29 protein-coding genes and 2 riboswitches are annotated in these 25,546 nt (G+C 75.2%); of the genes, 15 read left to right on the plus strand and 14 right to left on the minus strand.

The features are described 5' to 3' along the window. Positions 1–78: 78 nt before the first annotated feature. Positions 79–732, minus strand: coding sequence for a peptide-methionine (S)-S-oxide reductase MsrA (msrA, locus tag RM425_RS00205; protein WP_311343166.1), 654 nt, complete (start codon positions 730–732; stop codon positions 79–81). Positions 733–824: 92 nt separating this feature from the next. Here msrA and RM425_RS00210 point away from each other — a divergent pair, with 92 nt between their 5' ends. The 5 genes from RM425_RS00210 (at position 825) to RM425_RS00230 (ending at position 3,596) form a co-directional block, all read left to right on the plus strand. Next, entirely contained in the window at positions 825–1,847 is a 1,023-nt protein-coding gene (locus tag RM425_RS00210; protein ID WP_311343167.1) for an NADP-dependent oxidoreductase, read from the plus strand. 45 nt (positions 1,848–1,892) lie between these two features. Further along, positions 1,893–2,093, plus strand: coding sequence for a hypothetical protein (locus tag RM425_RS00215; protein WP_311343168.1), 201 nt, complete (start codon positions 1,893–1,895; stop codon positions 2,091–2,093). Between the two features lie 25 nt (positions 2,094–2,118). Next, positions 2,119–2,838, plus strand: coding sequence for an alpha/beta hydrolase (locus tag RM425_RS00220; RefSeq protein WP_311343169.1), 720 nt, complete (start codon positions 2,119–2,121; stop codon positions 2,836–2,838). Positions 2,839–2,901: 63 nt separating this feature from the next. Further along, positions 2,902–3,294, plus strand: a complete 393-nt coding sequence (locus tag RM425_RS00225; protein WP_311343170.1) for a DUF1622 domain-containing protein — start codon at positions 2,902–2,904, stop codon at positions 3,292–3,294. Continuing rightward, complete coding sequence (locus RM425_RS00230) at positions 3,291–3,596, plus strand: hypothetical protein (RefSeq protein WP_311343171.1); 306 nt, start codon at positions 3,291–3,293, stop codon at positions 3,594–3,596. The genes RM425_RS00225 and RM425_RS00230 overlap by 4 nt, the downstream gene beginning before the upstream one ends. On the opposite strand, the gene RM425_RS00235 is transcribed toward RM425_RS00230, so the two are convergent. The 3 genes from RM425_RS00235 to RM425_RS00245 all read right to left on the minus strand — a co-directional run bounded on the left by RM425_RS00235 (position 3,560) and on the right by RM425_RS00245 (position 5,568). Continuing rightward, on the minus strand, positions 3,560–4,147 hold the full coding sequence (locus RM425_RS00235; RefSeq protein ID WP_311343172.1) for a GNAT family N-acetyltransferase: 588 nt from the start codon (positions 4,145–4,147) through the stop codon (positions 3,560–3,562). The two genes, RM425_RS00230 and RM425_RS00235, sit on opposite strands and share 37 nt — an antisense overlap. 32 nt (positions 4,148–4,179) lie before the next feature. Then, positions 4,180–4,980 (minus strand): SDR family NAD(P)-dependent oxidoreductase, encoded by an 801-nt coding sequence (locus tag RM425_RS00240; RefSeq protein ID WP_311343173.1) that lies wholly within the window; start codon positions 4,978–4,980, stop codon positions 4,180–4,182. A 75-nt stretch (positions 4,981–5,055) separates the two neighbouring features. Then, positions 5,056–5,568, minus strand: a complete 513-nt coding sequence (locus tag RM425_RS00245) for a VOC family protein (protein WP_311343174.1) — start codon at positions 5,566–5,568, stop codon at positions 5,056–5,058. A gap of 318 nt (positions 5,569–5,886) precedes the next feature. On the opposite strand from RM425_RS00245, the gene RM425_RS00250 reads away from it, so the two are divergent. Beyond that, on the plus strand, positions 5,887–7,185 hold the full coding sequence (locus tag RM425_RS00250; protein WP_311343175.1) for an Nramp family divalent metal transporter: 1,299 nt from the start codon (positions 5,887–5,889) through the stop codon (positions 7,183–7,185). Positions 7,186–7,245: 60 nt separating this feature from the next. Here the strand turns inward: RM425_RS00250 and thiD are convergent, their stop codons facing one another. The 5 genes from thiD to RM425_RS00275 all read right to left on the minus strand — a co-directional run bounded on the left by thiD (position 7,246) and on the right by RM425_RS00275 (position 10,844). Next, positions 7,246–8,070: a bifunctional hydroxymethylpyrimidine kinase/phosphomethylpyrimidine kinase gene (thiD, locus tag RM425_RS00255; RefSeq protein WP_311343176.1), complete on the minus strand. Its 825-nt coding sequence runs from the start codon at positions 8,068–8,070 to the stop codon at positions 7,246–7,248. Continuing rightward, positions 8,067–8,723 (minus strand): thiamine phosphate synthase, encoded by a 657-nt coding sequence (gene thiE, locus RM425_RS00260; protein ID WP_311343177.1) that lies wholly within the window; start codon positions 8,721–8,723, stop codon positions 8,067–8,069. The genes thiD and thiE overlap by 4 nt, the downstream gene beginning before the upstream one ends. Further along, entirely contained in the window at positions 8,720–9,517 is a 798-nt protein-coding gene (thiM, locus tag RM425_RS00265) for a hydroxyethylthiazole kinase (RefSeq protein WP_311343178.1), read from the minus strand. The genes thiE and thiM overlap by 4 nt, the downstream gene beginning before the upstream one ends. Beyond that, positions 9,511–9,604, minus strand: a riboswitch (TPP riboswitch). Its footprint overlaps the gene before it by 7 nt. Positions 9,605–9,624: 20 nt before the next feature. Next, positions 9,625–10,254, minus strand: coding sequence for a TenA family protein (locus RM425_RS00270; RefSeq protein ID WP_311343179.1), 630 nt, complete (start codon positions 10,252–10,254; stop codon positions 9,625–9,627). Then, positions 10,251–10,844, minus strand: coding sequence for a thiaminase II/PqqC family protein (locus tag RM425_RS00275; protein ID WP_311343180.1), 594 nt, complete (start codon positions 10,842–10,844; stop codon positions 10,251–10,253). Before RM425_RS00275 ends, RM425_RS00270 begins: the two co-directional genes overlap by 4 nt. Before the next feature lie 32 nt (positions 10,845–10,876). Next, positions 10,877–10,989: riboswitch (TPP riboswitch) on the plus strand. On the opposite strand from RM425_RS00275, the gene RM425_RS00280 reads away from it, so the two are divergent. The 6 genes from RM425_RS00280 to RM425_RS00305 all read left to right on the plus strand — a co-directional run bounded on the left by RM425_RS00280 (position 10,979) and on the right by RM425_RS00305 (position 15,574). Further along, complete coding sequence (locus tag RM425_RS00280; RefSeq protein WP_311343181.1) at positions 10,979–12,298, plus strand: purine-cytosine permease family protein; 1,320 nt, start codon at positions 10,979–10,981, stop codon at positions 12,296–12,298. (Overlaps the previous riboswitch by 11 nt.) Beyond that, complete coding sequence (thiO, locus tag RM425_RS00285) at positions 12,295–13,434, plus strand: glycine oxidase ThiO (protein WP_311343182.1); 1,140 nt, start codon at positions 12,295–12,297, stop codon at positions 13,432–13,434. Before RM425_RS00280 ends, thiO begins: the two co-directional genes overlap by 4 nt. Further along, entirely contained in the window at positions 13,425–13,625 is a 201-nt protein-coding gene (gene thiS / locus RM425_RS00290) for a sulfur carrier protein ThiS (RefSeq protein ID WP_311343183.1), read from the plus strand. The genes thiO and thiS overlap by 10 nt, the downstream gene beginning before the upstream one ends. After that, a complete protein-coding gene (locus tag RM425_RS00295) occupies positions 13,626–14,453 on the plus strand; it encodes a thiazole synthase (RefSeq protein WP_311343184.1) in 828 nt (275 codons plus the stop codon). Then, complete coding sequence (locus RM425_RS00300) at positions 14,450–15,049, plus strand: thiamine phosphate synthase (RefSeq protein WP_311343185.1); 600 nt, start codon at positions 14,450–14,452, stop codon at positions 15,047–15,049. Before RM425_RS00295 ends, RM425_RS00300 begins: the two co-directional genes overlap by 4 nt. 96 nt (positions 15,050–15,145) lie before the next feature. After that, the gene (locus RM425_RS00305; RefSeq protein ID WP_311343186.1) at positions 15,146–15,574 is read left to right on the plus strand and encodes an ATP-binding protein; all 429 of its coding nucleotides are present in this window, start codon (positions 15,146–15,148) and stop codon (positions 15,572–15,574) included. Between the two features lie 4 nt (positions 15,575–15,578). On the opposite strand, the gene RM425_RS00310 is transcribed toward RM425_RS00305, so the two are convergent. Together RM425_RS00310 and RM425_RS00315 are read right to left on the minus strand one after the other, a co-directional pair. Beyond that, on the minus strand, positions 15,579–18,152 hold the full coding sequence (locus RM425_RS00310) for a SpoIIE family protein phosphatase (protein ID WP_311343187.1): 2,574 nt from the start codon (positions 18,150–18,152) through the stop codon (positions 15,579–15,581). Between the two features lie 642 nt (positions 18,153–18,794). Beyond that, the gene (locus RM425_RS00315; RefSeq protein WP_311343188.1) at positions 18,795–19,790 is read right to left on the minus strand and encodes a hypothetical protein; all 996 of its coding nucleotides are present in this window, start codon (positions 19,788–19,790) and stop codon (positions 18,795–18,797) included. A 337-nt stretch (positions 19,791–20,127) separates the two neighbouring features. Between RM425_RS00315 and RM425_RS00320 the strand changes: the two genes are divergently transcribed. Together RM425_RS00320 and RM425_RS00325 are read left to right on the plus strand one after the other, a co-directional pair. Next, the gene (locus RM425_RS00320; protein WP_311343189.1) at positions 20,128–21,519 is read left to right on the plus strand and encodes an APC family permease; all 1,392 of its coding nucleotides are present in this window, start codon (positions 20,128–20,130) and stop codon (positions 21,517–21,519) included. A gap of 30 nt (positions 21,520–21,549) precedes the next feature. After that, complete coding sequence (locus tag RM425_RS00325) at positions 21,550–22,509, plus strand: nucleoside hydrolase (protein ID WP_311343190.1); 960 nt, start codon at positions 21,550–21,552, stop codon at positions 22,507–22,509. Here RM425_RS00325 and RM425_RS00330 read toward each other — a convergent pair. Continuing rightward, entirely contained in the window at positions 22,506–23,201 is a 696-nt protein-coding gene (locus tag RM425_RS00330; protein ID WP_396137011.1) for a GAF and ANTAR domain-containing protein, read from the minus strand. The two genes, RM425_RS00325 and RM425_RS00330, sit on opposite strands and share 4 nt — an antisense overlap. Positions 23,202–23,323: 122 nt before the next feature. On the opposite strand from RM425_RS00330, the gene RM425_RS00335 reads away from it, so the two are divergent. Next, entirely contained in the window at positions 23,324–23,839 is a 516-nt protein-coding gene (locus RM425_RS00335) for an ATP-binding protein (protein WP_311343192.1), read from the plus strand. Between the two features lie 194 nt (positions 23,840–24,033). On the opposite strand, the gene RM425_RS00340 is transcribed toward RM425_RS00335, so the two are convergent. Both RM425_RS00340 and RM425_RS00345 read right to left on the minus strand, forming a co-directional pair. Next, entirely contained in the window at positions 24,034–24,672 is a 639-nt protein-coding gene (locus RM425_RS00340; RefSeq protein WP_311343193.1) for a PilZ domain-containing protein, read from the minus strand. A gap of 83 nt (positions 24,673–24,755) precedes the next feature. Then, positions 24,756–25,487: an NYN domain-containing protein gene (locus tag RM425_RS00345; RefSeq protein WP_311343194.1), complete on the minus strand. Its 732-nt coding sequence runs from the start codon at positions 25,485–25,487 to the stop codon at positions 24,756–24,758. Positions 25,488–25,546 lie beyond the last annotated feature (59 nt).

Here is a 25,546-nt window from a genome sequence, read left to right on the forward strand (position 1 = left end):
AGACGCCCCGCCATGCGGCGCCTTCCGGCCCCGGTCCGCTCCTCCCTCGCCGGAGCTCGGTCGATGCTCCCGGCACCGTCAGACGCCGGGGAGCCCCACCGGGCAGGAGACGCCGGTGGAGTGCACCGGGCAGTAGCCGTTCGGCACCTTGTACAGGTACTGCTGGTGGTAGTCCTCGGCGTAGAAGAACTCGCCCAGCGGCCCGATCTCCGTGGTGATCTCGCCGTAGCCGGCCGCCTTCAGCCGCTCCTGGTAGGCGTCGCGGGTCGCGCGGGCGGCGGCCTCCTGCTCGGGCGAGGCGTAGTAGATCGCCGAGCGGTACTGGGTGCCGACGTCGTTGCCCTGGCGCATGCCCTGCGTGGGGTCGTGGTCCTCCCAGAACACCTTGAGCAGCTGCTCGTAGGAGGTCACCGCGGGGTCGAAGACCACGAGGACGACCTCGGTGTGCCCGGTGCGACCCGAGCAGGTCTCCTCGTAGGTCGGGTTGGGCGTGGAGCCGCCCGCGTAGCCCGCGGCGGTGGCGTAGACGCCCGGCACCTGCCAGAAGACCTTCTCGACGCCCCAGAAGCAGCCCGCACCGAACACGGCGGTCTGCATGCCGTTCGGGAACGGCGGCTGGATGCGGTTGCCGTTCACCGCGTGCACCTGCGGCACGCCGGGGAGCGGGCCGGGACGGCCGGGCAGCGCGTCCTCGGCCGAGACGGGCTGCGTCTTGGTCCGGGAGAAGATCATGCTCCGAGCGTAGGCCGGTTGCCGCACCTGCGTCGTGCACGACCGACGACCCCGCCCCGGGCCCGTAACGCGACGCGGGCATGATCGGCCATGTGTCCCTAACCACACGTGAGTGGCAGCTGGCGGCTCGTCCGCACGGCGAGCCGAAGCCCGAGGACTTCCGCCTGGTCGAGGTCGAGCACCCCGACCCGGCCGACGGCCAGGTCGTCGTCCGCATGCTGGCGATGTCCGTCGACCCGTACATGCGCGGCCGGATGAACGCCGGGAAGTCCTACGCGGCCGCGTGGGAGGTGGACGAGACGATGCAGGGCGGCGCGGTCGGCCGTGTCGTCGACTCCCGCTCCCCCGACGTCGCCGAGGGCGCCCTGGTGTCGACCAACGCCGGCTGGCGGGACATCGCCGTCCTGGACGCCCGCGCGGTGCAGGTCCTGCCCGAGCTCCCCGGCGTCCCGCCCAGCTACCACCTCGGCGTCCTCGGGATGCCCGGGCTGACGGCGTGGGCCGGGCTGTTCCGCCTGGCGGAGTTCCGCCCCGGCGACGTCGTCTTCGTCTCCGGTGCCGCGGGTGCCGTGGGCAGCATCGTCGGGCAGCTCGCCCGGATCAACGGCGCGGCCGCCGTCATCGGCAGTGCCGGCAGCTCCGAGAAGGTCCGCTGGCTCACCGAGGAGCTCGGCTTCACCACCGCCTTCGACTACCACGACGGTCCGGTCGCCAAGCTGCTCGCCCAGGCCGCCCCCGACGGCATCGACGTCTACTTCGACAACGTCGGCGGCGAGCACCTGGAGGCCGCGATCGGCGCCTTCAACGAGTTCGGCCGCGGCGCCCTGTGCGGCGCCATCTCCAGCTACAACGCCACGGAGCCGCAGCCCGGCCCGCGCAACATGGGGCTGATGGTCGGCCGGAAGCTGAGCCTGCGGGGCTTCATCGTCAGCGACCACGCCGACCTGCGTGAGGAATTCATCCAGAAGGTCACGCCGATGGTGACGTCCGGGGAGCTGGTCGTCCGGGAGACGGTGCGCGAGGGGCTCGACGAGGCCGTGCCCGCCTTCCTCGACCTCCTGCGCGGCGGCAACACCGGCAAGATGATCGTCAAGCTGGCGGACGACCCGGCCTGACCTCGCCGGAGCGACCTCCGCCGGATCAGGGCAGAGTGGGCGTCCATGTGGCTCTTCCTCACCCGCCGGCTCCGCATGTGGGTCGTCCTCACCGTCCTCGCCCCGCTCGCCACCAAGGTGCTGAGCGGGCTCGGCCGGGCGCTGGAGCGGCGGACCGGCCCCTCCGCGGTCAGCAACGCACTGCTCAGGGTCGGGGAACTGGGCGAACGCGCGCGGGTGAAGCTGGGCGGCAAGCCCCGTCGTTGACCGTTCCCGAGCTCACGAGGACCCCGTGACCACCCCGCTCGACCCGGACGCCGGCCGCCGCTCCCCTCAGCTGGAGCAGCGGCCGGCGGTCGGGGAGACCCGGGGCATCGCGCTGTTCTGCCACGGCGGCACCGTCGCCGGCGTCGAGCCGCCCCGGGAGCGAGCCCTCTCCGTGCTCCGGATGCGGGCCGTCGAGCAGTTCGTGCACCGCAGCACGGCCGACCGGGGAATCGCCACCGCCCTGCTCCGCTACCGGGTCGCCGGCTGGAACGGCGAGGCCGCCGACGCCTTCCACGACGTGCGCTGGGCCGTCGACCGGCTGCGCACCCGGTACGGCACCGACGTCCCGATCGTGCTGGTCGGCCACTCCATGGGTGGCCGGGCCGTGCTCCGTGCCGGCGGGGAGCCGTCGGTCACCGCTGTCTGCGCCCTCGCACCGTGGACCCCGCCCGGCGAGCCGGTCATGCACCTGGGCGGGCAGACCGTGGTGATCCTGCACGGACTGGGCGATCGCTGGGTGCCGGCCCGGCTGTCGGCCGATTTCGCCGTCCGTGCCCGCCGGGCGCACGCCCGGGTGGCCCGCTTCACCATCGCCGGCGGGCACGGCATGGTGCGGCGGTCCGCTCGCTGGCACCGCTTCGCCAGGGACGTGGTCCTGGCCGGGGCCGGGCTCGAGCCGATGCGCGAGGAGATCGCCTCCGCCCTCGGCCGAACGAGCCCCGAGGGCCTCGCCGTCCCGCTCTGACCCGGTCGCACCGGGAAGGGCGGCGGCGGACTGCCCGTGCAGCCCCTGGGTAGGGGCGGCGGCATGGAAGAGCTCCTCGCCGGGGTCGTCAACGTCCTGGTCGTCATCGTCGAGGCCTGTGGCGCCGCCGTGATCATCATCGGGGCGGTCTGGGCCTTCGCCCGCTTCGTCTGGGTCGGTTTCACCCAGCGCACCACCGCGGCCTTCGTCCCGGTCCGGCTGACCCTGGGCCGCTTCCTCGCGCTCGGGCTGGAGTTCCAGCTGGCCAGCGACGTCCTGCGGACGGCGGTCGCGCCCAGCTGGGAGGAACTCGGCAAGCTCGCCGCCGTGGCCGCCATCCGGACGGCGCTGAACTACTTCCTCGAGAAGGAGATCGACTCGGAGCGCCGCGAGATCGAGGCCGAGCAGGAACGGCGATCGGCCTCCTCGACCGACCGCCCGGGGCACCCGGGGTGAGCGCGCTCGAGGAGCTGACCCGGCTCGCCGCCCTGGCTGTCGGCGTGGGCGCCCTGGTCGCCGGCGCACTGGTCCTCGTCCGGACGCGCCGGCCCTCCGTGGCGCTCCCGGTCCTGCTGGAGCTGCTGCTGGCCGCGGGTCTGCTCCGTCTCGCCGGGGACCCGTCCTGGGGCACGATCGCCACCGTCGCCGCGCTCGTGCTGCTGCGGCGGCTGATCGGTGCGGGGCTGCGCGCCGGCGACCGGAGCCTGTTTCCGCGCACCGCTCAGGCGGGCCGGGGGAGCGCCGGCCCCGGGTCCTGAGCGAGGCGCGACCAGAGGTGCTCGTCGTGCTTCTCGCCGTCGGCGTACCGGTAGGAACGCCGCAGCCGCCCCTCGTGCGTGAAGCCGGCCTTCCGGGCCACCACGCCCGACGCGACGTTCTCGACCGCGTGGCAGAGCTCGATCCGGTCGACCGGCAGGGTGGCGAACGCCCACCGGCACACCGTGTCGACGACGACCCCCGCCAGTCCCCGCCCGCGGGCGGACGGCACGGTCCAGTAGCCCACTTCGGCGTCGCCCTGCAGCCGGTCGATGGAGTGCAGCGACACCGAGGCGAGGACGGCGCCGTCGTCGTCGCGGCCCACCACCGCCCAGGACGCGTGGTCCCCGGTGCTCCAGTCCAGCCGGCGGCCCAGCAGCACCAGCGCGTCCGTGCGCGAGCCGACGCCGCCGCCGTTCCAGAGCCGGATGCCGGGGTCCTGGAACGCCGCCCACAGCTGGTCGACGTCGGCCTCGCGCCACGGGCGCAGGCACCACGGCCCGGCCTGCACGGTGCAGGGCACGAGCGGCGAGGGCGGCGGGAGCGCGGGCACGGTCCGATCGTCGCCGCGCCCCCGCAGGACAGCTACTCGGCGGAGCCGGGACGGGTCATCGGCTTGTGCGACTTGCCGGCGACCGCGTCGGGCAGGACCGCGGACAGCTTGCCCATCAGCTTGCTGGTCACCGAGCCCGCGAAGACCGACGCCTCGCCCTTCATCAGCCCCTCGAAGCCCTGGCGGGCGACCTGGGCGGGGTCGTCCTTGGCGTCGGAGGCACCGAGCTTGGTGTCCGTGGCGTCGGCCCGGTCGAAGAACTCGGTGTCCGTCGGCCCGGGCAGCAGCGCGGTCACCGTGACGCCGGTGTCCGTGAGCTCCTCCCGGATGCCGAGGGCGAGGAACTGCACGAACGCCTTGGTCGCGGAGTACACGGCCTGGAAGGGCTCCGGCGCCTGGGAGGCGACCGACGAGGTGAACAGGATCCGGCCTTCGCCGCGGGCGACCATGTCCTGGACGACGGCCTTGGCCAGCTGGACGGTGGACGCGCAGTTCAGCTCCACCATGCCCAGCTCGGCGTCGAGGTCGGTCTCGGCGAAACGGCCGGCGACGCCGACGCCGGCGTTGAGCGCTGCGGCGGCCAGCGGGCGGCCGGATCCGCCGCGATAGGCGGCGATCACCTTCTCCACCTCGGCCCTCCGGGTCAGGTCGGCGCGGACGTCGGAGACGTCGACCCCCAGGCCGCGCAGCTCGGCGGACGCGGGTGCGAGCTCGTCGTCCTCGGCGACGACGATCAGGTCGAACCCGTTCTGGGCGAACTGCCTGGCCAGCTCCAGGCCGATGCCGCTGGAGGCACCGGTGACGAGGGCGAGGGGGCGGGCGGACTCGGGCACGGTGACCTCCGGGAACGGTGGGGAACGGTCCGTCCCTGCCCAGGTGACGGCCTCCTCATTCGCGCCGGCGACCGTTCAGACGGGCACGGAGACGCCGACGCCCCCGGGGGTGCTCGCTCCGTACCGCTCGATCTCGCGGGCCAGGTCGAGCGGGCGGGTCGTCGCACCCTGGGCCCGGACCTCGTCGGTGATCAGGTCGGCCGGCAGCAGCCAGGAGACCTCGAACTCCAGGCCGTCGGGGTCCTGGGCGTAGAGCGCCTTGGTGGTGGCGTGGTCGGACTCGCCGACCAGGGCGCCGGCGAGCAGGAGGCCGCCCCGGATGCGGGACAGCTCCGCGAGCGTGTCCACCTCCCACGCCAGGTGGTAGAGCCCGACGGTGGCGCGCCCGGCCTGCGACGGGCCGGCGCCGGCGCCGACGGCGAACAACCCGAGGTCGTGGTCGTTGGTCGACCCCTCGGCCTGCAGGAACACCGCGCGCCCGGGGATCTCGACCCGGACCCGGAAACCGAGGACGTCGCGGTAGAAGGCGAGGCTGCGCTCGACGTCGCGGACGTAGAGGACGGCGTGGTTGAGGCGCTGGACGGGCACGGGAGCTCCTTGCACTGGCGGGCGACCTCCCAGTGTTGCTCCATCTGTATGAAGGTTCAAGTAGATGCCGGGCGGGACGAGCACTGGGCCTCCGCGGCCAGGAGAGCCCCGCGGACCAGGGCTGATCTTCGGCAAGCCTTGCTTGGCCCTTCCGGGCCACGGGTCGGCCCCGACGTGTCACCTCCGCCGGGCAGCACAGGAGCGACCGCCCGCCCGACCGCCTGAACTCCCCCGCCCGACTGCCGGATCCCCCCGCCCGACTGCCGGATCCCCCCGCCCGACCCGACCGACCCGCCCGACCCGCCCCTGGAGGCCGCCGTGTACCTGTCGAAGACCGAGGCCGCCGTCCTCCCCACCACGCTGGTCGCCGGCCCGCGGCCGGCCCCGGTGGCGCCCGCCCCGACGGGACGCCGCCGCATCTGGCCGCTGCTGGGGCCCGCGTTCGTGGCGGCGGTGGCCTACGTCGACCCGGGCAACTTCGCGACCAACTTCTCCGGTGGCGCGGCCTTCGGCTACACGCTGCTGTGGGTGATCGTCGCGGCCAACCTCATGGCGATGCTCATCCAGTCGCTGACCGCCAAGCTCGGCATGGCCACCGGCCGCGACCTGGCCACGCTGTGCCGGGAACGGCTCCCCAAGCCCGTCACCCGGGGGCTGTGGCTGCAGGCCGAGGCGGTGGCGATCGCGACCGACCTCGCCGAGATCGTCGGCGGCGCCGTGGCGCTCAACCTGCTGTTCGGGGTGCCGCTGCCCATCGGCGGGCTGATCACCGCCGTCGTCGCCTTCATCCTGCTGGCGGCGCAGTCCCGCGGGCACCGTCCCTTCGAGCGGGTCATCACCGGGCTGCTGCTGGTCATCGGGCTGGGCTTCGGCTACACGCTGCTCGGTTCGGGTGTGGACCCCGGCGGTGTGGCCGGGGGCATGGTGCCGTCGTTCTCCGGATCGGAGAGCATCGTGCTGGCCACCGGCATCCTGGGCGCGACGGTCATGCCGCACGTCATCTACGTGCACTCCGCGCTCACGCCCGGCCGCTACGGCGACGTCGTCACCGCCGGCCGCACCGCCGGCGGACGACGCCGGCTGCTCCGTGCCCAGCGCATCGACATCGCCGTGGCCATGGGGCTGGCCGGGCTGGTGAACGCCGCGATGCTGATCATCGCCGCCCAGCTGTTCACCGGCGGGGACGACGCCGACACCCTCGAGGGCATCCACGCCGGCCTCGGCGACCAGCTCGGCACCGGCGCGGCGCTGGCCTTCGCCCTGGCCCTGCTGGCCTCGGGCTTCGCGTCGTCCTCGGTGGGCACGCACGCCGGGCAGGTGGTGATGGCCGGCTTCCTGCGCCGGCACATCCCCGTGCTGGCCCGCCGGCTGATCACGCTGGCCCCGGCGCTCGCGGTGCTGGTCTTCGGCGGGGACCCGACCACCGCGCTGGTGTGGTCGCAGGTGGTGCTCTCCTTCGGCATCCCGTTCGCCCTCGTGCCGCTGCTGTGGCTGACCAGCCGCCGGGACCTCATGGGCGGCTGGGTGAACCGGCGGATCACCACCGCCGTCGGGGTCGTCGTCGCCGCACTGGTCATCGGCCTCAACGGCCACCTGCTCCTGGGGTTCGTCAGCTGAGCGGCCCCGCTGCAGGGGCCCGTCGCGAGCCTGCGAGCGATGGGGGGCAGCGGGGTCCTTTCACCACCAGCGGACGAAGTGGTGCACCGGTCCGTGCCCGGAGCCGATGCCGAGGGACTCCCCCGCGGCCAGCGCCTCGTGCAGGTAGTCGCGGGCCTGCTCGACGACGGGCTCCCACTCACCCGGTCCGCCCACCCCGCGCGCGACGAGAGCGGCGATCGCCGAGGAGAGCGTGCACCCGGTGCCGTGCGTGGCCGACGTCGCGACCCGTGGCCGCCGGGTGACCACGATCCCGTCGGCGTCGACCAGGACGTCGACGCTCTCCTCCCCGCCCAGGTGCCCGCCCTTGAGCAGCACGGCGGCCGGGCCGAGCCGGAGGAGGGCGTGCGCCTGCTCGACCATCCCGTCCACCGACTCCGCCGGCGGCCGGTCGAGCAGCGCCGCCGCCTCCGGCACGTTGGGCGTGACCAGCGCGGTCAGCGGCAGCAGGTCGGCGCGGATCGCGTCGACGGCGTCCTGCCCGACCAGCCGGTCGCCGCTGGTCGCCACCATGACCGGGTCGCAGACCACGGGCCCGGACCGGCGCTCGGCGAGGACCGTGGCCACCTCCCGGACGACGTCGGCGGTGCCGAGCATGCCGAGCTTGGTGGCGCCCACGGGCACGTCGTCCAGGAGGGTGCGCAGCTGGTCGCCCACGAAGGCGGCGGGGACGGCGTGCACCCCGGTGACGCCGCGGGTGTTCTGCGCGGTCAGGGCCGTGAGCACCGCGGTGCCGTAGACGCCGAGCGCGCTGAAGGTCTTCAGGTCGGCCTGGATCCCGGCCCCGCCGCTGGGATCGCTGCCGGCGACGGTGAGCGCGACGGCGGTCGGCGCGACCCCGCTCACCGGACGGCCGCCGTGCCCAGCGCCGACCGCAGCGCACGCGCCGCCGCCCCGGGATCGGGGGCCGCGCAGATCGCCGAGACCACGCAGACGCCGTCCACGCCGGTCACCGCGGCCGCCCGCGCCGCGTCGATGCCGCCGATCGCCACCGTCGACAGCCCAGCGGCCCGGGCCTGCGCCGCCAGCGCCGCGACGCCCTCGGGGCCCAGGCCGGTGCCGGCGTCGGGCTTGGTGGGGGTCGACCAGACCGGCCCGACGCCGACGACGTCGACGGTCCCCGGCGGCAGCGCCAACGTGGCGGCCATCTCGGCGTCGCTGCCCGCGGAGAGTCCCAGCAGCCGGTCCGGGCCCAGGAGCGCGCGGACCTCGGCCGGCGGCAGGTCGTCCTGGCCGATGTGCACGCCGTCGGCGCCGGCGAGCAGGGCGACGTCCACGGCGTCGTTGACGAACAGCGCCACGCCGGACGTGCCGGCCAGCACCTCGCGGACGGCGAGCGTGAGCGCGTACAGCTCCCGCCGCGACGCCGTCTTGTCCCGGACCTGCACCGCCGTGACGCCGCCCGCCACCGCGGCCCGGACGATGTCGGGGACGCCCCGGGCCCCGGCCAGCGCCGTGTCGGTGACCAGGTAGAGCGTCGGGTCGAGGGCCGGCCTCACGACTCGTCCCGGACGTCGGCGCGGAGGAGGTCGCCGGGGGTCACCGCGTCGAGGGCGTCCACCCAGGCGGCCGCGAAGGTGCCCGGGCCCGAGCAGACCGCGGCGGCGGCCTCGGCCGCCAGCGCCACGTGGGCGTGCGCGGCGACCGTGCCGGTCAGCCGGTCGCCGGCCACGGACACGTAGGCGGCGACCAGCGCACCGAGCGCGCAGCCGGCTCCCGTCGTGCGGGTGAGCAGCGGGTGCCCGCCCCCGACCCGCACCACCCGCGCGCCGTCGGTGACGACGTCGACCGGGCCGCTGACCGCCACGACGCCGCCGGTGCGCCCGCTGAGCGCGACCGCGGCCTCCAGGGCGTCGTCGGCGGTGGCCGTGGAGTCCACTCCGCGCCCGCCCGAGCCGGCGCCGGCCAGCGCCATGACCTCCGAGGCGTTGCCCCGCACCACGGCCGGCCCGCTGCCCGCCAGCTCGACGGCGAGGTCGGTGCGGAACCGCAGCCCGCCCACGGCCACCGGGTCGAGCACCCACGGCGTGCCGGCCGCGGCGGCGGAGCGGACGGCGACGCGCATGGCCTCGGCCGAGCGGCCGTGCACCGTGCCCACGTTGACCAGCAGGGCCGAGGCGATCGCGGCGAAGTCGCCGGCCTCCTCGGGCGCCTCGACCATGGCCGGCGCGGCACCCACCGCGAGCAGCACGTTCGCGGTGAGGGTCTGCACGACGGTGTTGGTCAGGCAGTGCACGAGCGGGCTGCCCGTGGTCAGTGCGGCACGAGCGGCCGCGAGTGCGTCGACGTCCACGCCGGTGACATCCCTTCGCCAGCATGACCTGGGCAGGTTCGACGGGTGTCTTCTCAGCCCGGCGAGCGGGCACCCCGTGTCACGGACGAGCCTAGCTCGCCCGCGCCTCAGGACTCCCCGTCCCCCGGGGACCAGGCCGCCGCGAAGAACCCCAGCTCCAGCTCCATGGCCCGCCGGTAGGCCCGTGCCACGTCGGCGGTGTCGTCGGCGTACCGGTCGAGCAGCTGTTCCAGCGTGGCCGCCAGCTCCTCGAACCCGGGGTCGGCGTAGGTGGTGACCCACTCGGCGTAGGTGCCCGCGGGACGGGCGGCCAGCGACTGCCCGAGGTGGGCGTACAGCCGCATGCACGGCGTCATCGCCGCGCAGATCTCCCCCAGCCCGCCCGTCGCGGCGGTGGCCAGCAGGAAGTCGGTGTAGGCCGAGGTCGCCGGAGCCGGCTCGACGCCGGCCAGGTCGATCCCCCAGCGGGCGGCGTATCCGTCGTGCAGCCGGAGCTCCTCCCGGACGCCGGCCAGCAGATCGGCGAACGCCTCCAGGCCGGCCCGGTCGGGGCTGCGGACGACCGCCATGGCGTAGGCGCGGGCGAAGGCCTGCAGGAAGAACGCGTCCTGGGCGACGTAGCCGGCGAACCGCTCCCGCGGCAGCGAACCGTCGGCCAGGCCCTGCACGAACGGGTGGTCCAGCGTGGCCGCCGCGAGGTCGGCCGAGTCCGCCCAGAGGCGGCGGGCCAGGCTCATGCGGCGTCCCACGCGGTGTCCCAGAAGGCGACCTCGGCGTCGAGCACCTCGCGCACCACGTCGTCGTGCCGGCCACCGAGGGCGTCGGCCGCGGCCGCCAGCCCGTCCACGTACCCGGCGAAGCCCGGCGCGGTCCAGTGCGCGACGTACGAGGCGTACTCCTGCGCCCCCGGGGCGGCCACGGTCCACGCGTCGAGGTAGACCCGCTCGATCGCCCACAGCGCGGTCACGGCCGCGGGGACGGCGGCGGCGTCCAGGCGCTCCAGCAGCGCGGCGTAGGCCGCGGTGGCCGGCAGTCGCGGCGCCTCGAGGTCGAGGCCACGGCGGCCGGCCAGCTCCTCGAACCAGGCCAGCTCCTCCACGAGGGCGACCGCCCCGCCGGCGAGGACCGCCTGCGCCGGGCGGGGGACGCGCGCCAGCAGCCGGGCCTGGAAGCGCAGCAGGTCACCGACGTAGTGGTGGTCCTGCACGAGCCAGGTGTCGAAAGCCCCGGCCGGCAGGGTGCCGTCGCGGACGCCGAGCAGGAAGGGATGGCGGGTGGCCCGTTCCCAGGCGGTGGAGTGGTCGCGGAGCAGGTCGGACGTCGGCACGGCGCGACAGTAGCGGCGGGGCTACAGTTCCCTCGCACATGTGCGGGAGCTCGGGCACACCGGGCTGAGAGGGCGACTGGACGCGTCGCCGACCGCTGGAACCTGACCGGGTAATGCCGGCGTAGGGAGCGATCATGAGTACGTCGGACGACGTCCGGACCACTGAAGCACCCCTCACCCTCGGTGAGGCACCACCGCCCACCCTCGGCCTCCGGGACACGTTCGGCCTCTGGGCCAACCTCGGCGTCAGCCTGCTGCTCCCGGTCGCGGCGGTGTTCGTCGTGCTGCCGGGCAGGCCGCTGTCGGTGACCCTCACCGCCATCGTCGTGGGCGCGGTCATCGGCTCGATCCTGCTGGGGCTGGTCGCGGCAGCGGGCGCACGGGAGCGCGTGCCGGGGATGGTGCTGTTGCGCGGTCTGCTCGGCCGGCGCACCTCCTGGCTGCCGACCGCGTTCAACCTGGTCCAGTGCGTCGGCTGGGCGACGTTCGAGATCGTCATCATCGCCGAGGCGGCGTCGCGGGTGCTCGATGCACCGCGCTGGCCGTTCGTCCTCGCCGCGGGAGTGCTGGCGACGGCGATGGCGCTGCGTCCGCTCGGCGTCGTGCGCGTGCTCGCCCGCTACGCGATCTGGGCCGCGCTGGCCGCCGTCGTCTACCTGTTCGTGCAGGTGCTGTCCGAGCCGCTGCCCCCGCTCGAGGGCGGCGGGGCGACGTCGTTCTGGACGGCGGCCGACATCGTCATCGCGCTGCCGGTCTCGTGGCTGCCGCTGGCCGCCGACTACACCCGCCACGCGCGCAGCGCGCGGGCTGCCGGTGTGGGCGCGGGCGTGGGCTACGGGCTGGCCACCGTCGCCATGTTCACCCTCGGCGTGCTGGCGCTGGCCGCCTACGGCAGCGGCGGGCTCGACGTGATCGACGCGCTGCTGGCCGTGCCGCTCGGCGCGCTGGCGGTGCTCGTGCTGGTCACCGTGGAGCTCGACGAGGCCTTCGCCAACGTGTACTCGACCGCGGTGTCCGCGCAGAACGTCGTCGGCCGGCTGGACCGGCGGGTGCTGGCGGTGGCCGTCGGCGGCGTCGCGACGCTGCTGGCCTTCAGCCTCGACGTGGTCGCCTACGAGCCGTTCCTCTTCCTCATCGGCGCGGTGTTCGTGCCGCTGGCCGGCGTGCTGCTGGTGGCGTACTGGCTCACCCCGCGCGGGCGCTGGGACACCTCGGACACCGCCCCGGCCCGACCGCTGTACCTCCTGCCGTGGGTTACCGGGTTCGTCGCCTACCAGCTGACCCTGCCCACGTTCTTCCCCGGCCCGGGCGCCGGCTGGACGGCGTGGTGGAGCGCGCGGCAGGCCGATCTCGGCATCGATCCGGCCAACGGCTGGTCGGCGTCCCTGGTCGGCCTGGCGGTGGCCGTCGCCCTGACCGTGCCCGTCGTGCTGGCCACCCGCCGACGGGGATGACCGACGCCGTCGTCGCGGGCGGCGGCCTGGTCGGGCTGTCGGTCGCCTGGCGCGCCGCCCGCCGGGGGCTGTCGGTGACCGTCGTCGACGACGCCCCGGGGGCGGGCGCGTCGCTGGCCGCGGCCGGGATGCTGGCGCCGGTGGCCGAGGCCGGCTACCGCGAGGAGGACCTGCTCCGCCTGGGCCTGGCCTCGCTGGCGAGCTGGCCGGCGTTCGCCGCGGAGCTGGAGGCGGCATCCGGCATGCCCGTGGGGCTGCGCACCACCGGAACCCTGGTGCTCGGCTTCGACGAGGACGACGTCCGCGAGCTCGACGCCCTGCTGCGCTTCCAGCGCGAGCTGGGGCTGACCGCCGAGCGGCTGACACCCCGGGAGGCGCGCCGCCGGGAACCCGCGCTCACCCCGCGCGTCCGCGGCGGGCTGCTGGTGGAAGGCGACCACTCGGTGGACGGGCGCGCGGTGCACGCCGCGCTGCTGGCCGCGGCCGCGGCGGCGGGCGTGCAGCTGGTGCGCGAGCGGGTGGCCGAGGTGGTGGTCGAGCGGGACCGCGCCGTCGGCCTGCGGCTGACCTCCGGGAGCGTCGTCCGGGCCGGCACCACCGTGCTGGCGCTGGGCGCGCACAGCGGTGGTCTGCCCGGCCTCCCCGCCCTGCCTGTCCGGCCGGTGAAGGGGCAGATCCTGCGGCTGGCCGGCGCCGACGGGCTGCTGCAGGGCACCGTCCGTGCCCTGGTGCGCGGCCGGCACGTCTACCTCGTGCCCTACGGCGACGGCGGCGTGATCGTGGGCGCGACGGTGGAGGACCGCGGCTTCGACGCACGGGTGACCGCCGGCGGGGTGCACGACCTGCTGCACGACGCGATCGAGGTCGTGCCCGAGGTGGAGGAACTCGAGCTGGCCGAGACCCTGGCCCGCTGGCGCCCGGGCACCCCGGACAACGCCCCGCTGCTCGGTCCGTCGTCCCTGCCCGGCCTGGTGCTGGCCACCGGGCACCACCGCAACGGTGTGCTGCTCACCCCGGTCACGGCCGAGGCGACGGCCGAGCTGCTGGTCAGCGGCTCCCTGCCCGAGGTGGCCGCGCCGTTCACCGCCGACCGGTTCGCCGTCGGCACGTCGGAGGGAGATCCGAGATGCAGGTGACCGTCAACGGGGCGATGGTCGAGCTGGGCGACGGCGCGACCGTGGCCGACCTGGTCGCGGCCCGGGCCGTCGGGCACGACCGCGTCGCCGTGGCCCGCAACGGCGACGTCGTCCCGCGCAGCAGCTGGGCGCAGACCCCGCTGGCACCCGGCGACGCCGTCGAGGTGCTGGCCCCGACCGCAGGAGGCTAGATGACGACCGAGGACCTGCGCACCGACGACCTCGCGCCCGCGCTGGAGCGGGAGGAGGCGACCGACCCGTTCGTTCTGGGCGGCGAAACGTTCCGCTCGCGGCTGCTGCTGGGCACCGGCGGCGTCCCGAGCCTCGAGACGCTCGAGGCCGCGGTGCGGGCGTCGGGCACCCAGCTGGTCACCGTGGCGCTGCGGCGGGTGGAGGCCTCGGCGAGCGGTTCGATGATGCAGGTCCTGGAGCGCGCCGGGGTCCGGCTGCTCCCGAACACCGCCGGCTGCCGAACCGCCCGGGAGGCGGTGCGCACCGCCCAGCTGGCCCGCGAGGCGTTCGGCACCCCGTGGGTCAAGCTCGAGGTCATCGGCGACGACCGCACGCTGCTGCCCGATGCCGTCGAGCTGCTCGACGCCGCCGAGCACCTGGTCGCCGACGGGTTCACCGTGCTCGCCTACACAACCGACGACCCGGTACTCGGGCGCCGGCTGGCCGACGTCGGCTGCGCCGCGGTCATGCCCCTGGGCTCCCCCATCGGCAGCGGCCTGGGGATCCGGAACCCGCACAACATCGCGCTGCTGCGCGAGGCGGTCGCGGTCCCCGTCGTCCTCGACGCCGGCATCGGCACCGCCTCCGACGCGGCGCTGGCCATGGAGCTCGGCTGCGACGCGGTGCTGCTGGCCTCGGCCGTCACCCGCGCCCGCGACCCCGAGCGCATGGCGCTGGCGATGCGCCAGGCGGTCGAGGGCGGCCGGCAGGCGCTGCTCGCCGGCCGGATCCCGCGCCGCTGGCACGCCGAGGCGTCGACGTCGTTCGACGGCATGCCGGAGCTGTGACCGTTCCGCGGCTGGTCGTCGTCACCGATCACACCCAGACGTCCCGGCCGCTGCCGGACGTGGTGGCGGCGGCCGTGACGGCGGGCGCCCGGGCGGTGCTGCTGCGGGACAAGGACCTGCCCCTGCCCGAGCGGCGTGCGCTCGCCGGGGAGCTCCGCACGCGGCTCGACCCGGTGGGCGGCCTGCTGATCTGGGGCGGCGCGACCGGAGCACCGGAAGGCACCGCGGTGCACCTCTCGGCCACCGACGCGTTCCCAGCAGAGCGCCCTCCACTGGTGGGCCGTTCCTGCCACTCGGCCGCGGAGCTGGCCCGGGCAGCGGCCGAGGGCTGCGACTGGGTCTTCCTGTCGCCGGTCTTCCCCACGTCGTCGAAGCCCGGTTACGGCCCGGCGCTCGGGCTCGACGGGCTGGCGGCACTCGTGCCGGGTGCGCCGCCGGTGCTCGCGCTGGGCGGCGTGCGACCGGAGGACGTGCCCGGCTGCCTGGCTGCGGGGGCCCACGGGGTCGCCGTCATGGGGGCGGTCATGCGGGATCCCACCGTCGTGGGGGCCCACCTCGCCGCGCTGGGAGTTCCGGCCGGAGCGCCACGAACGTGATCTGCATCGCATCCAGGTTTGGCGACTGCCTGCCGAACCGATAGACAGTGTTTGGGCCGCCATCGGGCGGCAGTCCGGGGATGCGGGGTTCGGCACGTGACAGGGCAGGCGGCGAACGGCGCGTGGCCGTCCGCGTCCCCCCCGGCCGCGGAGCGTCTCCTCCACTGGCAGCTCAGCGGGGTCGCCGAGCTGCCGGCGATGCGCGCCCAGGTGCGCAGGGCGATGGGCCCGTCGATCGACCCCGACGCCTTGGACCAGCTGATCCTCGCGCTGGACGAGATGGCGTCGAACGCGCTGCGGCACGGCGGTGGCGGCCGCGTGGAGGCGTCCGTCCGCTCCACCGACACCGGCTACCTCATCGAGGTGTCCGACGCCGCGGCGGCGCGGCCACCGATGCCGGCGGTCGATCGGGACCCGAGCGAGGGCGGCCTCGGCCTGTACCTCATCGCGCGGATGGCGCTGCGCCATGGCTGGTACGCCAGCGCGCGGGCCAAGCACGTCTGGGCGCTGCTCCCCCGGTCCTGAGGGATCAGGCGCGACGCGGCGGCAGCTTCTCCGGGCCCGCCTCGCGGGGGCGTGGCCGGTCCTCCGGGTGCAACCGGATCGCGACGAGTGCGACGTCGTCCTGCAGCCCCTCGGGCCGCAGGCGCTCGATCACCTCGTCGCACAGCTCGCCCAGCGGGCGGGCGGCCAGCTCGGCGAGCGCCGCACGCAGCCGCGCGATGCCCTCGTCCAGCGGCAGGTCCCGCCCCTCGACCAGGCCGTCGGTGTAGAGCAGCAGCGTTGCCCCACGCTTGACGGTGACCACCGATTCCGTGCGCCGGGCAGTCGGGTCGACCCCCAGCATCAGCTCGGCCCGCTCGGTGGCGAGCTCCTCGATCCGGCCGTCCACGTGCAGGAGCAGCGGCGGCGGGTGACCCGCGTTGGACCAGCGCAACCGGCTGAGCCCACGCGCCCGCTCCTCGGGGCTCTGCTCCACCCGGGCGATCGCGGCGGTGGCCATCGTCCCCATGTCGAGGCCCTCGATGGCGGCGTCGAGGTCGGCGAGGACGGCGGCCGGGCCGATGCCGTCGCGGTAGCCGATGCCGCGCAGCATCCCGCGCAGCTGACCCATGGCCGCCGCGGCCGCGGTGTCGTGGCCGACGACGTCGCCGATGACCAGCATCGTGGCCCCGCTGGGCTGCAGGAAGGCGTCGTACCAGTCGCCGCCCACCTCGGCGGCCTCGACGGCCGGGAGGTAGCGCACCACGATCTCGGCGTGGTCGGGCTCCGGCGGTTCGGTGAGCATGCTGCGCTGCAGGCCCTCGGCCAGCCGGCGCTGCTGCTCGTAGAGGCGTGAGTTGTCCAGCGCCAGGGCGACGCGGTCGGCGACGTCGAGGAGCGTGGCGACGTCCTGCGCGTCGGCCCGGTCGCGGTCGGCCGACCGGTAGACGCTGAGCGCGCCGAGGGTGCGCCCCCGGGCCACCATCGGCAGCGTGACGGCCGACTGCGGGGCCAGCGCCCGCAGGGTCTCCCGGGCGTCTCCGGGCGGGAGCAGGCGGCCGACGGCGGCCATGACGTCCGGCACCTCCCGCAGCACCCCGGACGCGAGTGCCCGCAGGATCGGGGCCGTCGGGGGGAGGGCGGCCAGGCGCAGCGCCGCGTACTGCTCCACCAGGGCGACCGACCCGGGGTCCCGGTGCGAGGCGGCGACGTCGCGCATCCGCCCGTCCTCGTCCACCAGACTGGCGATCACCCAGTCGCCGCTCTCCGGGACGAGCGCCTCGGCGACCCGCTGCAGCGCCTCCTCCTCGCCGGCTCCGCCGGCCAACCGCTCGGCCATCGCAGCCGTGGTGTCCGCGACCAGCCGCATCCGTGCCGCGCTGCGCTGCGCCCGTTCCTCCGCTGCACGGCGCTCGGTCACGTCGATGAAGGACACCGAGAGCCCGTCGGGTCCGGGCCACGCGCGGACCTCGAACCAGGCCTCCAGGGGCGCCGGGTAGTAGGCCTCGAATATCTGCTCGCGCCCGGTCGCCATCGCCTCCCGGTAGCGGATCCCGAACCCGGCCTCTGCGGCGTCCGGGAAGGCGTCCCAGACCACGCGGCCGAGGACATCGTCCCGGGACGTCTGCAGCACCCGCTCGCCCTCGGCGTTCAGGTAGGTGAACCGCCAGTCCCGGTCCAGGGTGAAGAAGGCGGACTTGACCGACTCCATGACGCGGGCGACGCGCGCGTCGGCCTGCCGCTGGGCGGTCGTGTCGTACCCGGCGCCGACCAGGCGGACGGCGACACCGGTGTCGTCCGCCAGGACCCGGCCTCGCCCCTGGATCCAGCGGGTGTCGCCCGACGGCAGGACCACGCGGAACTCGGCGTCGTACTCACCGACCGTGTCGATGGCGTGCTGCAGCGCCTCGATCGTCCGCGCCCGGTCATCGGGGTGGCAGCGGCCGGCGAAGGCCTCGATCGTCTCGTCGAAGCCGCCGCGCTCGAAGCCCATCAGCTCCGTGAGGCGGTCGTCCCACACCAGGCGGCCGGTGACGAGGTCCCAGTCGAAGCTCCCGATCCCCGCCGCGTCGATGGCCAGCTCGAAGGCCAGCCGGCTGGACTCCAGCTCGCGCACCTGGGCGGCCAGCTCCAGCTCGATCTCGACGGAGTCCCCGAGCTGGCGGAGCAGGGCGACGTCGGCGTCGGACCAGGTCCGCGGATCGCGGCAGAAGGCCGACAGCGCCCCGACCACCTGCCCGTCGAACACGGCGAGCGGAAGGCCCAGGTAGCTGGCGACGTCGCCGCCGACCACCGGTGGCAGGCCGGCCAGGCGGGGGTCCAGCCGTGCGTCGGGGGCCACGACCGGGTGCGGTGCGGCCGCGGCGGTGACGGCGCACAGGGACTCCTCGAGGGGCACCCGGATGCCGACGGTGCCCTGCGGGAGCCCCGTGCCGCCGAGTACCAGCTCGTCGACGCCGAAGAGGGAGACCTGGGCCGCCTCGGCGCCCAGCAGCTGCACGGCCACCGCGGTGAGCCGCTGCAGGGCCGGTGATCCCACGGCCGTCGCCTGGAGGCGGGCCACGGCCGCCACCCGCTCGCCGGCGGCGGGATCGACGGAGGAGAGGTCGTCGGAGGTCACGCGTCTCCCCCTCCCGGCCGGTGTCCCGCGGAACCGGAAGCGGTCCGCCCGCTCATTCTCCCTGGTAGCCGCTCGGGCCGGGGAACGGGCACCGGGAACGGCGGGGTGGTGCGGGCGAGGGGTGCTCGCCCATCGCGCGGCCACGGGCCCGAGGGCCGTGGACCACCGTCCAGCTCCAGCGCCCGGATGGGCCGCTCGCGGGATCGCGCCGGTCGTGGTGCGTCCGCCGTCGCGGGCTGCATCGGCGTCCAGCCGGCCAGGTGCTGTCGGTCAGAGACCCGGTGGTGGTCACGAGGGGCGTCGTGTCGCACCGGGTACCGGCAGGCCTGTTGTTCTCACTCCGGCGGATCCGGGTTCCCGGCAGCCGGCGCCGCTCGCGCACCACGCCTCCCGGGAGGGGCCGCTCGCTGCGTGCTGCAGTCGGCGGGAGGGCGAGGCGGGTGTCGTCGAGCGGAGCTGCCTGCCGGCGCCCGGAGGGGCACCGTCGGGGTGGGCCAGGTGGGTGCCGAGGTCGGCCCGGGAGGGTCGCACTCGGACGACCGAGGCGCGGTCCCGGTCCCCGCCATGAGGGGGACGGTCGCGGCGTGCTCGGGTGGAGCGGAGGACGGCGCTCACGGCTGGATCGCCGTGGTCGCGGGAGGATCAGCCGGACGCGGCGAACGCCGCGCGCGGGGAGGCCGAGGTCGTCGGGTCCCCGCGCGCCCGGGCCGGGCCGGCGCGCGCTCCGGCGGAGGGCGCCCGGACCGGGGGCGCGGTCCGGCGGGGACCTGCCGGCAGCGGCGGGATCACCGTCGTCCGGGCCACCGGGGCGGTGACCCGCCGCCGGGTGTGCCACGCCGGGGGCTGCGGCCAGCCGGGAGGCGGCGGCGCCCAGCCGGCACGGACGGGCCCCGCCGGCTCGGGCCCGGCCGCCGGCACCGGCCGCGCCGGCATCGGGAGCCGTGCTGCCGCGACCGGGACGGTCGTGGCTGCCCGCAGGACGGTCGGCCCCGGGCGGGGGGCCGGCACCGTCGGTGCGGGAATCAGCGCCACGGCGGGGGAAGACGCCGCGGGCCGGATCGTGGGGGTGCTGGGCAGCTCACGCAGGACGACGGGCGGGTCGACCCGCCGCGGGACCTGCCGCGGGACCGGGACCGGGGTCGGGGACGGGGACGGGGTGGGGCCACCCCAGGCGAGGTACTCGCCGCGGGGACCGGCTCCCCACAGGGCGATGCGCCGGGTGAGCGCCCGCAGGCGCGGGCGCAGCGGCAGCCCCGGTGCGGGCTCCGGCGTGCGCCAGGCGAGGTACTCGCCCTGCGCACCGGCACCCCACAGGGCGACGCGGCGCGTGAGGTCGCGCAGGCCGGTGAGGGGGCGGCGCTCGCGGTCCGGCACGACGGTCACGGTCGGTCCCCGCGTCCCGGCGACGGCCGCGGTGCGGGCCGGGCGGGCCGGCGGCGCCATCGGCACCGACCGGAGCGGAACGGCCCGCACCGAGGAGCGCAGCGCGCTGGTGTGGACCGGACGGCTGCGCTGCGGGACCGCTACGCCGTCGGCCCGGTCCAGCACGCCGATCAGGCCGGCGAGGGACGCGCCGGGCGTGGCGGCGGAGGCGCTCCTGCGTGCGGGCGGGATCACGGTCGCCTCGCTGCTGCTCATCTCGCCTCCAGGTCGTCGTCCGCGACCGGGGAAGGTGTCGCGGACAAGGAGAAAAGTAGGCAGTCCGGGCAGTTCCACCGGCCATTCCGGACACGTCCTCCGACGCGCGTGACCGAACCGTTGCCCGACCATTCCGGAGCGGCCGGTGACCCGTTCTCCACACCATTTCCTTGTCGACAAGAGGCGACGAACGAGCGTGGAAATGCGGCATTCCCCGGTCGGTCACCCCCGGCCGACCGCGGACGCGCCCGCGTGTCGCCGCCCGGGAGCGCGCCCGTCGCCCGTTCCGGGGATCCGCCGAATTGCCAGGGGAGCGACCCGCTCCGAGACTCTGCGGGTGCGTGATCAGGAGCAGGACGCGACGGGAACCGACCACCGGGACGACGGCGGCGGGGACACGCGCCTGAAGCGGTCGGTGACCGGCCGACTGCTCTTCCTCTTCATCCTCGGTGACGTCCTGGGCGCCGGGGTGTACGCGCTGGTGGGCGAGATCGCCGGCGAGGTCGGAGGTGCGGTGTGGCTGCCGATGCTGGTCGCCCTCGTGCTCGCCATGCTCACCGCGGCGTCCTACGCGGAGCTGGTGACCAAGTACCCCCGGGCCGGCGGCTCCGCCGTGTTCGCGCAGCGCGCGTTCCGCAGCCCGCTGATCTCGTTCCTGGTCGGCTACTGCATGCTCGCCGCCGGCGTCACCAGCGCCGCCGGCCTCTCGCTGGCCTTCGGTGGTGACTACCTCGGCGTCTTCCTCGACGTGCCCGCCGCGCCCGCCGCGATCGTCTTCCTGGTGCTCGTGGCGCTGCTGAACGCCCGCGGCATCAAGGAGTCGGTGCAGGCCAACGTCGTGATGACCGTCATCGAGGTGTCCGGGCTCGTCCTCGTGGTCGTCCTGGGGGCGCTGGTGCTCGGCCGTGGGGACGGCGAGATCGGCCGGGTCACCGAGTTCCCCGAGGGCGTGTCGGTCACCTCCGGCGTGCTGGCCGCCGCGCTGTTCGCCTACTACTCCTTCGTCGGCTTCGAGGTCTCCGCGAACGTGGCCGAGGAGGTCCGCGACGTGCGCCGGGTCTATCCCCGCGCGCTGTTCGGGGCGCTGCTGGTCGCCGGCGTGGTCTACCTGCTGGTGGGGCTGGCCGCCACGACCGTCCTGGCGCCCGACGAGCTCGCCGGCTCGTCCGGCCCGCTGCTGGAGGTCGTCCGGGCCGCCGACGTCGGCGTCCCGGACCGGCTCTTCAGCGCCGTCGCCCTCATCGCGGTGGCCAACGGGGCGCTGCTGACCATGATCATGGCCAGCCGGCTGGTGTTCGGCATGGCCGAGCAGGGCCTGCTCCCCCGCCCGTTGGCCAGGGTGCTGCCCGAGCGCCGCACGCCGTGGGTGGCGATCGTCGTCACCACCCTCGTGGCGATCGCCCTCACGCTCACCGGCGACCTCGGCGACCTCGCCAACACCGTCGTCCTGCTCCTGCTCGTCGTCTTCCTGAGCACCAACATCGCCGTCCTGGTGCTGCGGAACGACCGCATCGAGGCCGACCACTTCCGCGTGTGGGCCGTGGTCCCGGTCCTGGCCATCGGGTCCTGCCTGCTGCTGCTCTGGCAGCAGGAGGCGGGCATCTGGCTGCGCGCCGGCATCCTGCTCGCCGTCGGGGCAGTGCTGTACCTGCTGGCCCAGGCGCCCTGGTGGCGCAGCACGGCCGTCCCGGCCGCCGCCGACGGCGACCGGACCCCGACCGCGTCCTGACGGGCGCGGGGCCGCTGCGAGGATGCAGCGGTGGCTCCGCGCATCCCCCTGGTGATCGACACCGACCCCGGCATCGACGACGCACTGGCGATCCTGCTGGCACTGGCCAGCCCGGAGGTGGACCTGCGGCTGGTCACGACCGTGCACGGGAACGTCAACCTCGACCTCACCACGGAGAACGCGCTGCGGGTGCTGCACCTGGCGGGCCGGTCCGACGTACCGGTCGCCGCCGGCGCACGTGCCTCGCTGATCCACCCGCAGCCCCAGCGGGCCGGCCACGTGCACGGCGCCGCGGGGCTGGGCGGCGTGCAGCTCCCGCCGTCGCCCGCCCGGCTGGACCCGCGACCGGCGGTCGTCGCCCTGGCCGAGCTGCTGATGAGTTCCCCTGACCCGGTCACCGTCGCACCGATCGGACCGCTGACCAACATCGCGCTGCTGCTCGCCGTCTACCCCGAGGCGGCCACCCGCATCGGCCGGCTGGTCGTCATGGGGGGCTCCGCGACGCGCGGCGGCAACGTCACCGCCGCGGCGGAGTTCAACATCTGGTCCGACCCGGAGGCCGCCGCGGCGGTGTTCGGCTCGACCATCCCCACGGTCATGGTCGGGCTCGACGTCACGCTGCCCACGGTGCTCACCGTCGAGGGCATCGCGCGGTTCGCCGCCGCGGGACCGATCGGGGCCACCGCCGCGGCGATCCTGCAGCAGTACCTGGACCACGCCCGCGACGCCTACGGCGTCCCCGGGGTCGTCGTGCACGACGCGCTGGCGCTCACCGAGGCGATCGCTCCGGGCTCGCTCGACACGGTGCGCCGCGACGTCGTCGTCGACACGACCCTCGGCGCCGGCCGCGGCCAGACGCTGGTCGACCGCAGGGCCGCCTCGTCCGCGCAGACGGCGGTGGAGGTCGCCGAAGGCGTCGACAGCGATGCGGCGCTGGAGTTCCTGGTGTCGCGGCTGGCCCGCCTGGACGGCACGGAGCCGCTGGACTAGTCCTCCTGCGTGGACCCCACGATGCCGACCGCGATGTCGCGCAGCTTGCGGTTGTAGCGCTGCGAGGCGTCGCGGAGGATCTCGAACGCCTCCTCCGCGTTCACCCGCCGCTGCGCCATCAGGACCCCCTTGGCCTGCTCGATCACCGCCCGGGACTCCATGGCGAGCTGCATGTTGCGGGCCTGCTCGCTCAGCCGGTGGTGCGCCACGGCGTTGACCACGGCGACGGCGATCGCCTCCGCGACGTCGCGGCCCGCGCTCAGCGACTCGGGGGAGACGAACGCCTCCGGCTTCGACGAGTACACGTTCAGCGCGCCCACGACGTTGCCCTGGTAGGGCAGGGGCACCGACAGCGAGCTGCGCACGCCCTGCTCGCGCACCCGGCTGACGTAGGCGGGCCAGCGCTCCTCGGTGACCGTGTCGTCGATCCGCAGGACGACGCCACCGCGACCGGCGTCCATGCATGGTCCGTATCCCTCGGCGTACTGCAGCTCGTCGGCCAGCAGCGCCATCTCGCCGGAGTAGGCGGCGGTGAACGGTTTCTCACCGCGCAGCAGCGTCGTGGACGCCGACTCCGCGCCAGGGATACCCCGCGCCGCGATCAGGGTGAGGTCGGTGAGGACCTCCTCGAGCGCGCGGTCGGCCAGCACCACCCGGCTGAGGTCCCGCAGGAGGTCGTCCACGTAGGGCATTGTGCCCGGCAGCCACCCGCACCGATGCCCCCCTTCGCGTACTGGGGACGGATCGGTCAGGATGGGGCGCGGCCGTGGACCACCCCGGCCCACCCTGCGAAGCAGACCGCGAGGGAGAATCGATGGCCGACGAGCCGGCCCGGGACGCGTGGCCCTGTGCCCACGTCCCCTCCGTCCCCGGCGACGTCTGGCACTGGCAGCTGGAGGCGATGCACGTCGTCTCCCGTGTGCGGTCGGACCTCCGTGCCCGGATCGCCCACCCCTCGGTGGCGTCGGCCTCGACCGAGGATGCCCGGGACGGGCTGCTCCTGGTCTTCGAGGAGCTGGCCTCCAACGCGCTGCGGCACGGCGGCGGCGACGTCCGCGCCCTCGTCGTGGCCGGTCCGGAGGGCTGGCTGCTCGACCTCAGCGACGAGGCCCCCGATCGGCCACCCGTGCCGGCCATCGACCGCGACCCGGCGCTCGGCGGCATGGGGCTGCACCTGGTCACCCAGCTGTCCACCAGCTACGGGTGGGAGCGGCGACCGGGCCGCAAGCACGTGTGGGCCCGGCTGCCCTCCGGCCGCGCCGACTCGCCCGACCAGCAGCAGCGCGACCGCCTGCCCGAGCCCCGCTCCGGTGAGCTCCGGAGGGACTGAGACATCGGGGTCCTCCGGACCGCACCGCGGCCAGGAGCCGTCCCCCAGCTGCGCTGAGCCCGTCCGTCGCTCCTCGGCGACCCCTCCGGGGCCATTACATGGCGGTCCTCCGGACCGCACCGCGGCCAGGAGCCGTCCCCCAGCTGCGCTGAGCCCGTCCGTCGCTCCTCGGCGACCCCTCCGGGGCCACCTCCTCACTCCATGCTCTTGGCGCGCTCCTCGCGCAGAGCCTGGAACACCCGCCGGCGCACCCGGTCCTGGTCCTTCTCCTGGATGCCGACGAAGCGGATGGACATCAGCCACCGGGCCCCCCGGGCCTGAGCACGCACGACCTCGGCCTTGGCGCGCAGCTCGCCGTCCTCGAGCCCGACGGTCAGGTCCAGGAACGCGCCGGACTCCGGCAGCACGCCGAAGCCCTCGAACTGCGCCCTGACGCCGTTCTCGCTCAGGTCGACGCTCTCCCCGGTGAGCTCCACGGCGCCGTGACCGGCGGTCACCGGCAGGACGACACGGCCGCGGACGGCCGTGCGGCGCTGGCTCTCCTCCGACGGACCGGCGATCCGCAGCCGCCAGCGGACGACGGCGCCGGACTCGACCTCGACGACGTCGGCCGGCAACGCCCGCCGGGTGTCGGTGCCCTTCCAGTAGACCTCGACCGAGTCGCCGGGCACGACGACGGACTGGTCCACGAACTCGCCTGCCGAGGGCCGGACGACGATGACGCCGTCACCGACGAACTCCACCCGGCTGTTGATCGAGATCCCTCGCTCCGCCAGCGTGACGTCGGCGTCGCTCTGCTCCTCGGGGTGGTCGACGCCGGGAACGCTGGTCATCGGAATCTCCGTTCATCGCCGCGAACCGCAGGGACCGGTCCCGCGCTGGGGAACGGTAACCGCCGATCCGCAGCTGCGAGGTCTCAGGTGCGGCGTGCCGTGTAGGAGCTGACGAAGTCCCGCAGGCTGCGCGTCGGGCGCAGCCACGCACCGTCGGCGGGCAGGGCATCCAGCCGCACCCGGTCCAGCGGTTCGACGAAAGCCCCGGGGACGTCCTCGATGTCGATGAACTCCAGCAGGTCGGAGCTGATCGCGTAGCCGGCCACCTCGCTGAAGGCGACGACGACCACCTGGGTGCCGGCGCGGACCAGGTCCTCCAGCGGCTCGGCGAAGTTCCGGCCGTCGCCGGAGAAGACCACGAGCCGGCGCAGCGTGTGGCTGTGCGCGCGCACCGCGATGTGGTCGAGCATGTCCTGGTCGATGTCGTCGTCGGGAGAAGCCTTGGGCCGGGCGAAGACGGCGTACCCGAAGCCGCGCAGCGCCTCCACCCAGCGCTGCAGGGTCCCCGGCACCGGGGGGATGTTCGCGAAGACGCACGCCTCCACCTCCGGCGCGTCGTCGCCCGGCCGTCCCGCACCGCCCGGCTCACCGGCGGCGGCCACGAACCAGGCGGCGATGGCGTCGAAGCGGGGGCGGGACGCCGCCGTGGGCCGGGCACCGATGACCGTGGACAGGGTCATGTCGATGTTCGGGGCGTCCCAGATGAGCAGGTCCAGGGGTGGCCGCGGGCGACCACCGTCGGAACCGGCGCCGCCGGCGGGCGATGACTCCCGGACGGCGTCGGAGGGGAAGGGGGCGGCAGGGCTGTCCAGCACGGGAGCAGTCTGCCCCGACGGGAGCCGGTCCGTCGTCGGCGGTGGGGGTGAGGACGTCC

It is taken from the genome of Blastococcus goldschmidtiae (genome assembly GCF_031845325.1).
Lineage (GTDB): Bacteria > Actinomycetota > Actinomycetes > Mycobacteriales > Geodermatophilaceae > Blastococcus > Blastococcus goldschmidtiae.

Coding starts and splice junctions, on each gene's coding strand:
- msrA (WP_311343166.1), bottom strand. CDS start 732: ATGATCTTCTCCCGGACCAAGACGCAGCCCGTCTCGGCCGAGGACGCG.
- RM425_RS00215 (WP_311343168.1), top strand. CDS start 1,893: ATGTGGCTCTTCCTCACCCGCCGGCTCCGCATGTGGGTCGTCCTCACC.
- RM425_RS00225 (WP_311343170.1), top strand. CDS start 2,902: ATGGAAGAGCTCCTCGCCGGGGTCGTCAACGTCCTGGTCGTCATCGTC.
- RM425_RS00270 (WP_311343179.1), bottom strand. CDS start 10,254: ATGAGCCTGGCCCGCCGCCTCTGGGCGGACTCGGCCGACCTCGCGGCG.
- RM425_RS00280 (WP_311343181.1), top strand. CDS start 10,979: ATGAGTACGTCGGACGACGTCCGGACCACTGAAGCACCCCTCACCCTC.
- thiO (WP_311343182.1), top strand. CDS start 12,295: ATGACCGACGCCGTCGTCGCGGGCGGCGGCCTGGTCGGGCTGTCGGTC.
- thiS (WP_311343183.1), top strand. CDS start 13,425: ATGCAGGTGACCGTCAACGGGGCGATGGTCGAGCTGGGCGACGGCGCG.
- RM425_RS00295 (WP_311343184.1), top strand. CDS start 13,626: ATGACGACCGAGGACCTGCGCACCGACGACCTCGCGCCCGCGCTGGAG.
- RM425_RS00315 (WP_311343188.1), bottom strand. CDS start 19,790: ATGAGCAGCAGCGAGGCGACCGTGATCCCGCCCGCACGCAGGAGCGCC.
- RM425_RS00330 (WP_396137011.1), bottom strand. CDS start 23,201: ATGCCCTACGTGGACGACCTCCTGCGGGACCTCAGCCGGGTGGTGCTG.
- RM425_RS00335 (WP_311343192.1), top strand. CDS start 23,324: ATGGCCGACGAGCCGGCCCGGGACGCGTGGCCCTGTGCCCACGTCCCC.
- RM425_RS00340 (WP_311343193.1), bottom strand. CDS start 24,672: ATGACCAGCGTTCCCGGCGTCGACCACCCCGAGGAGCAGAGCGACGCC.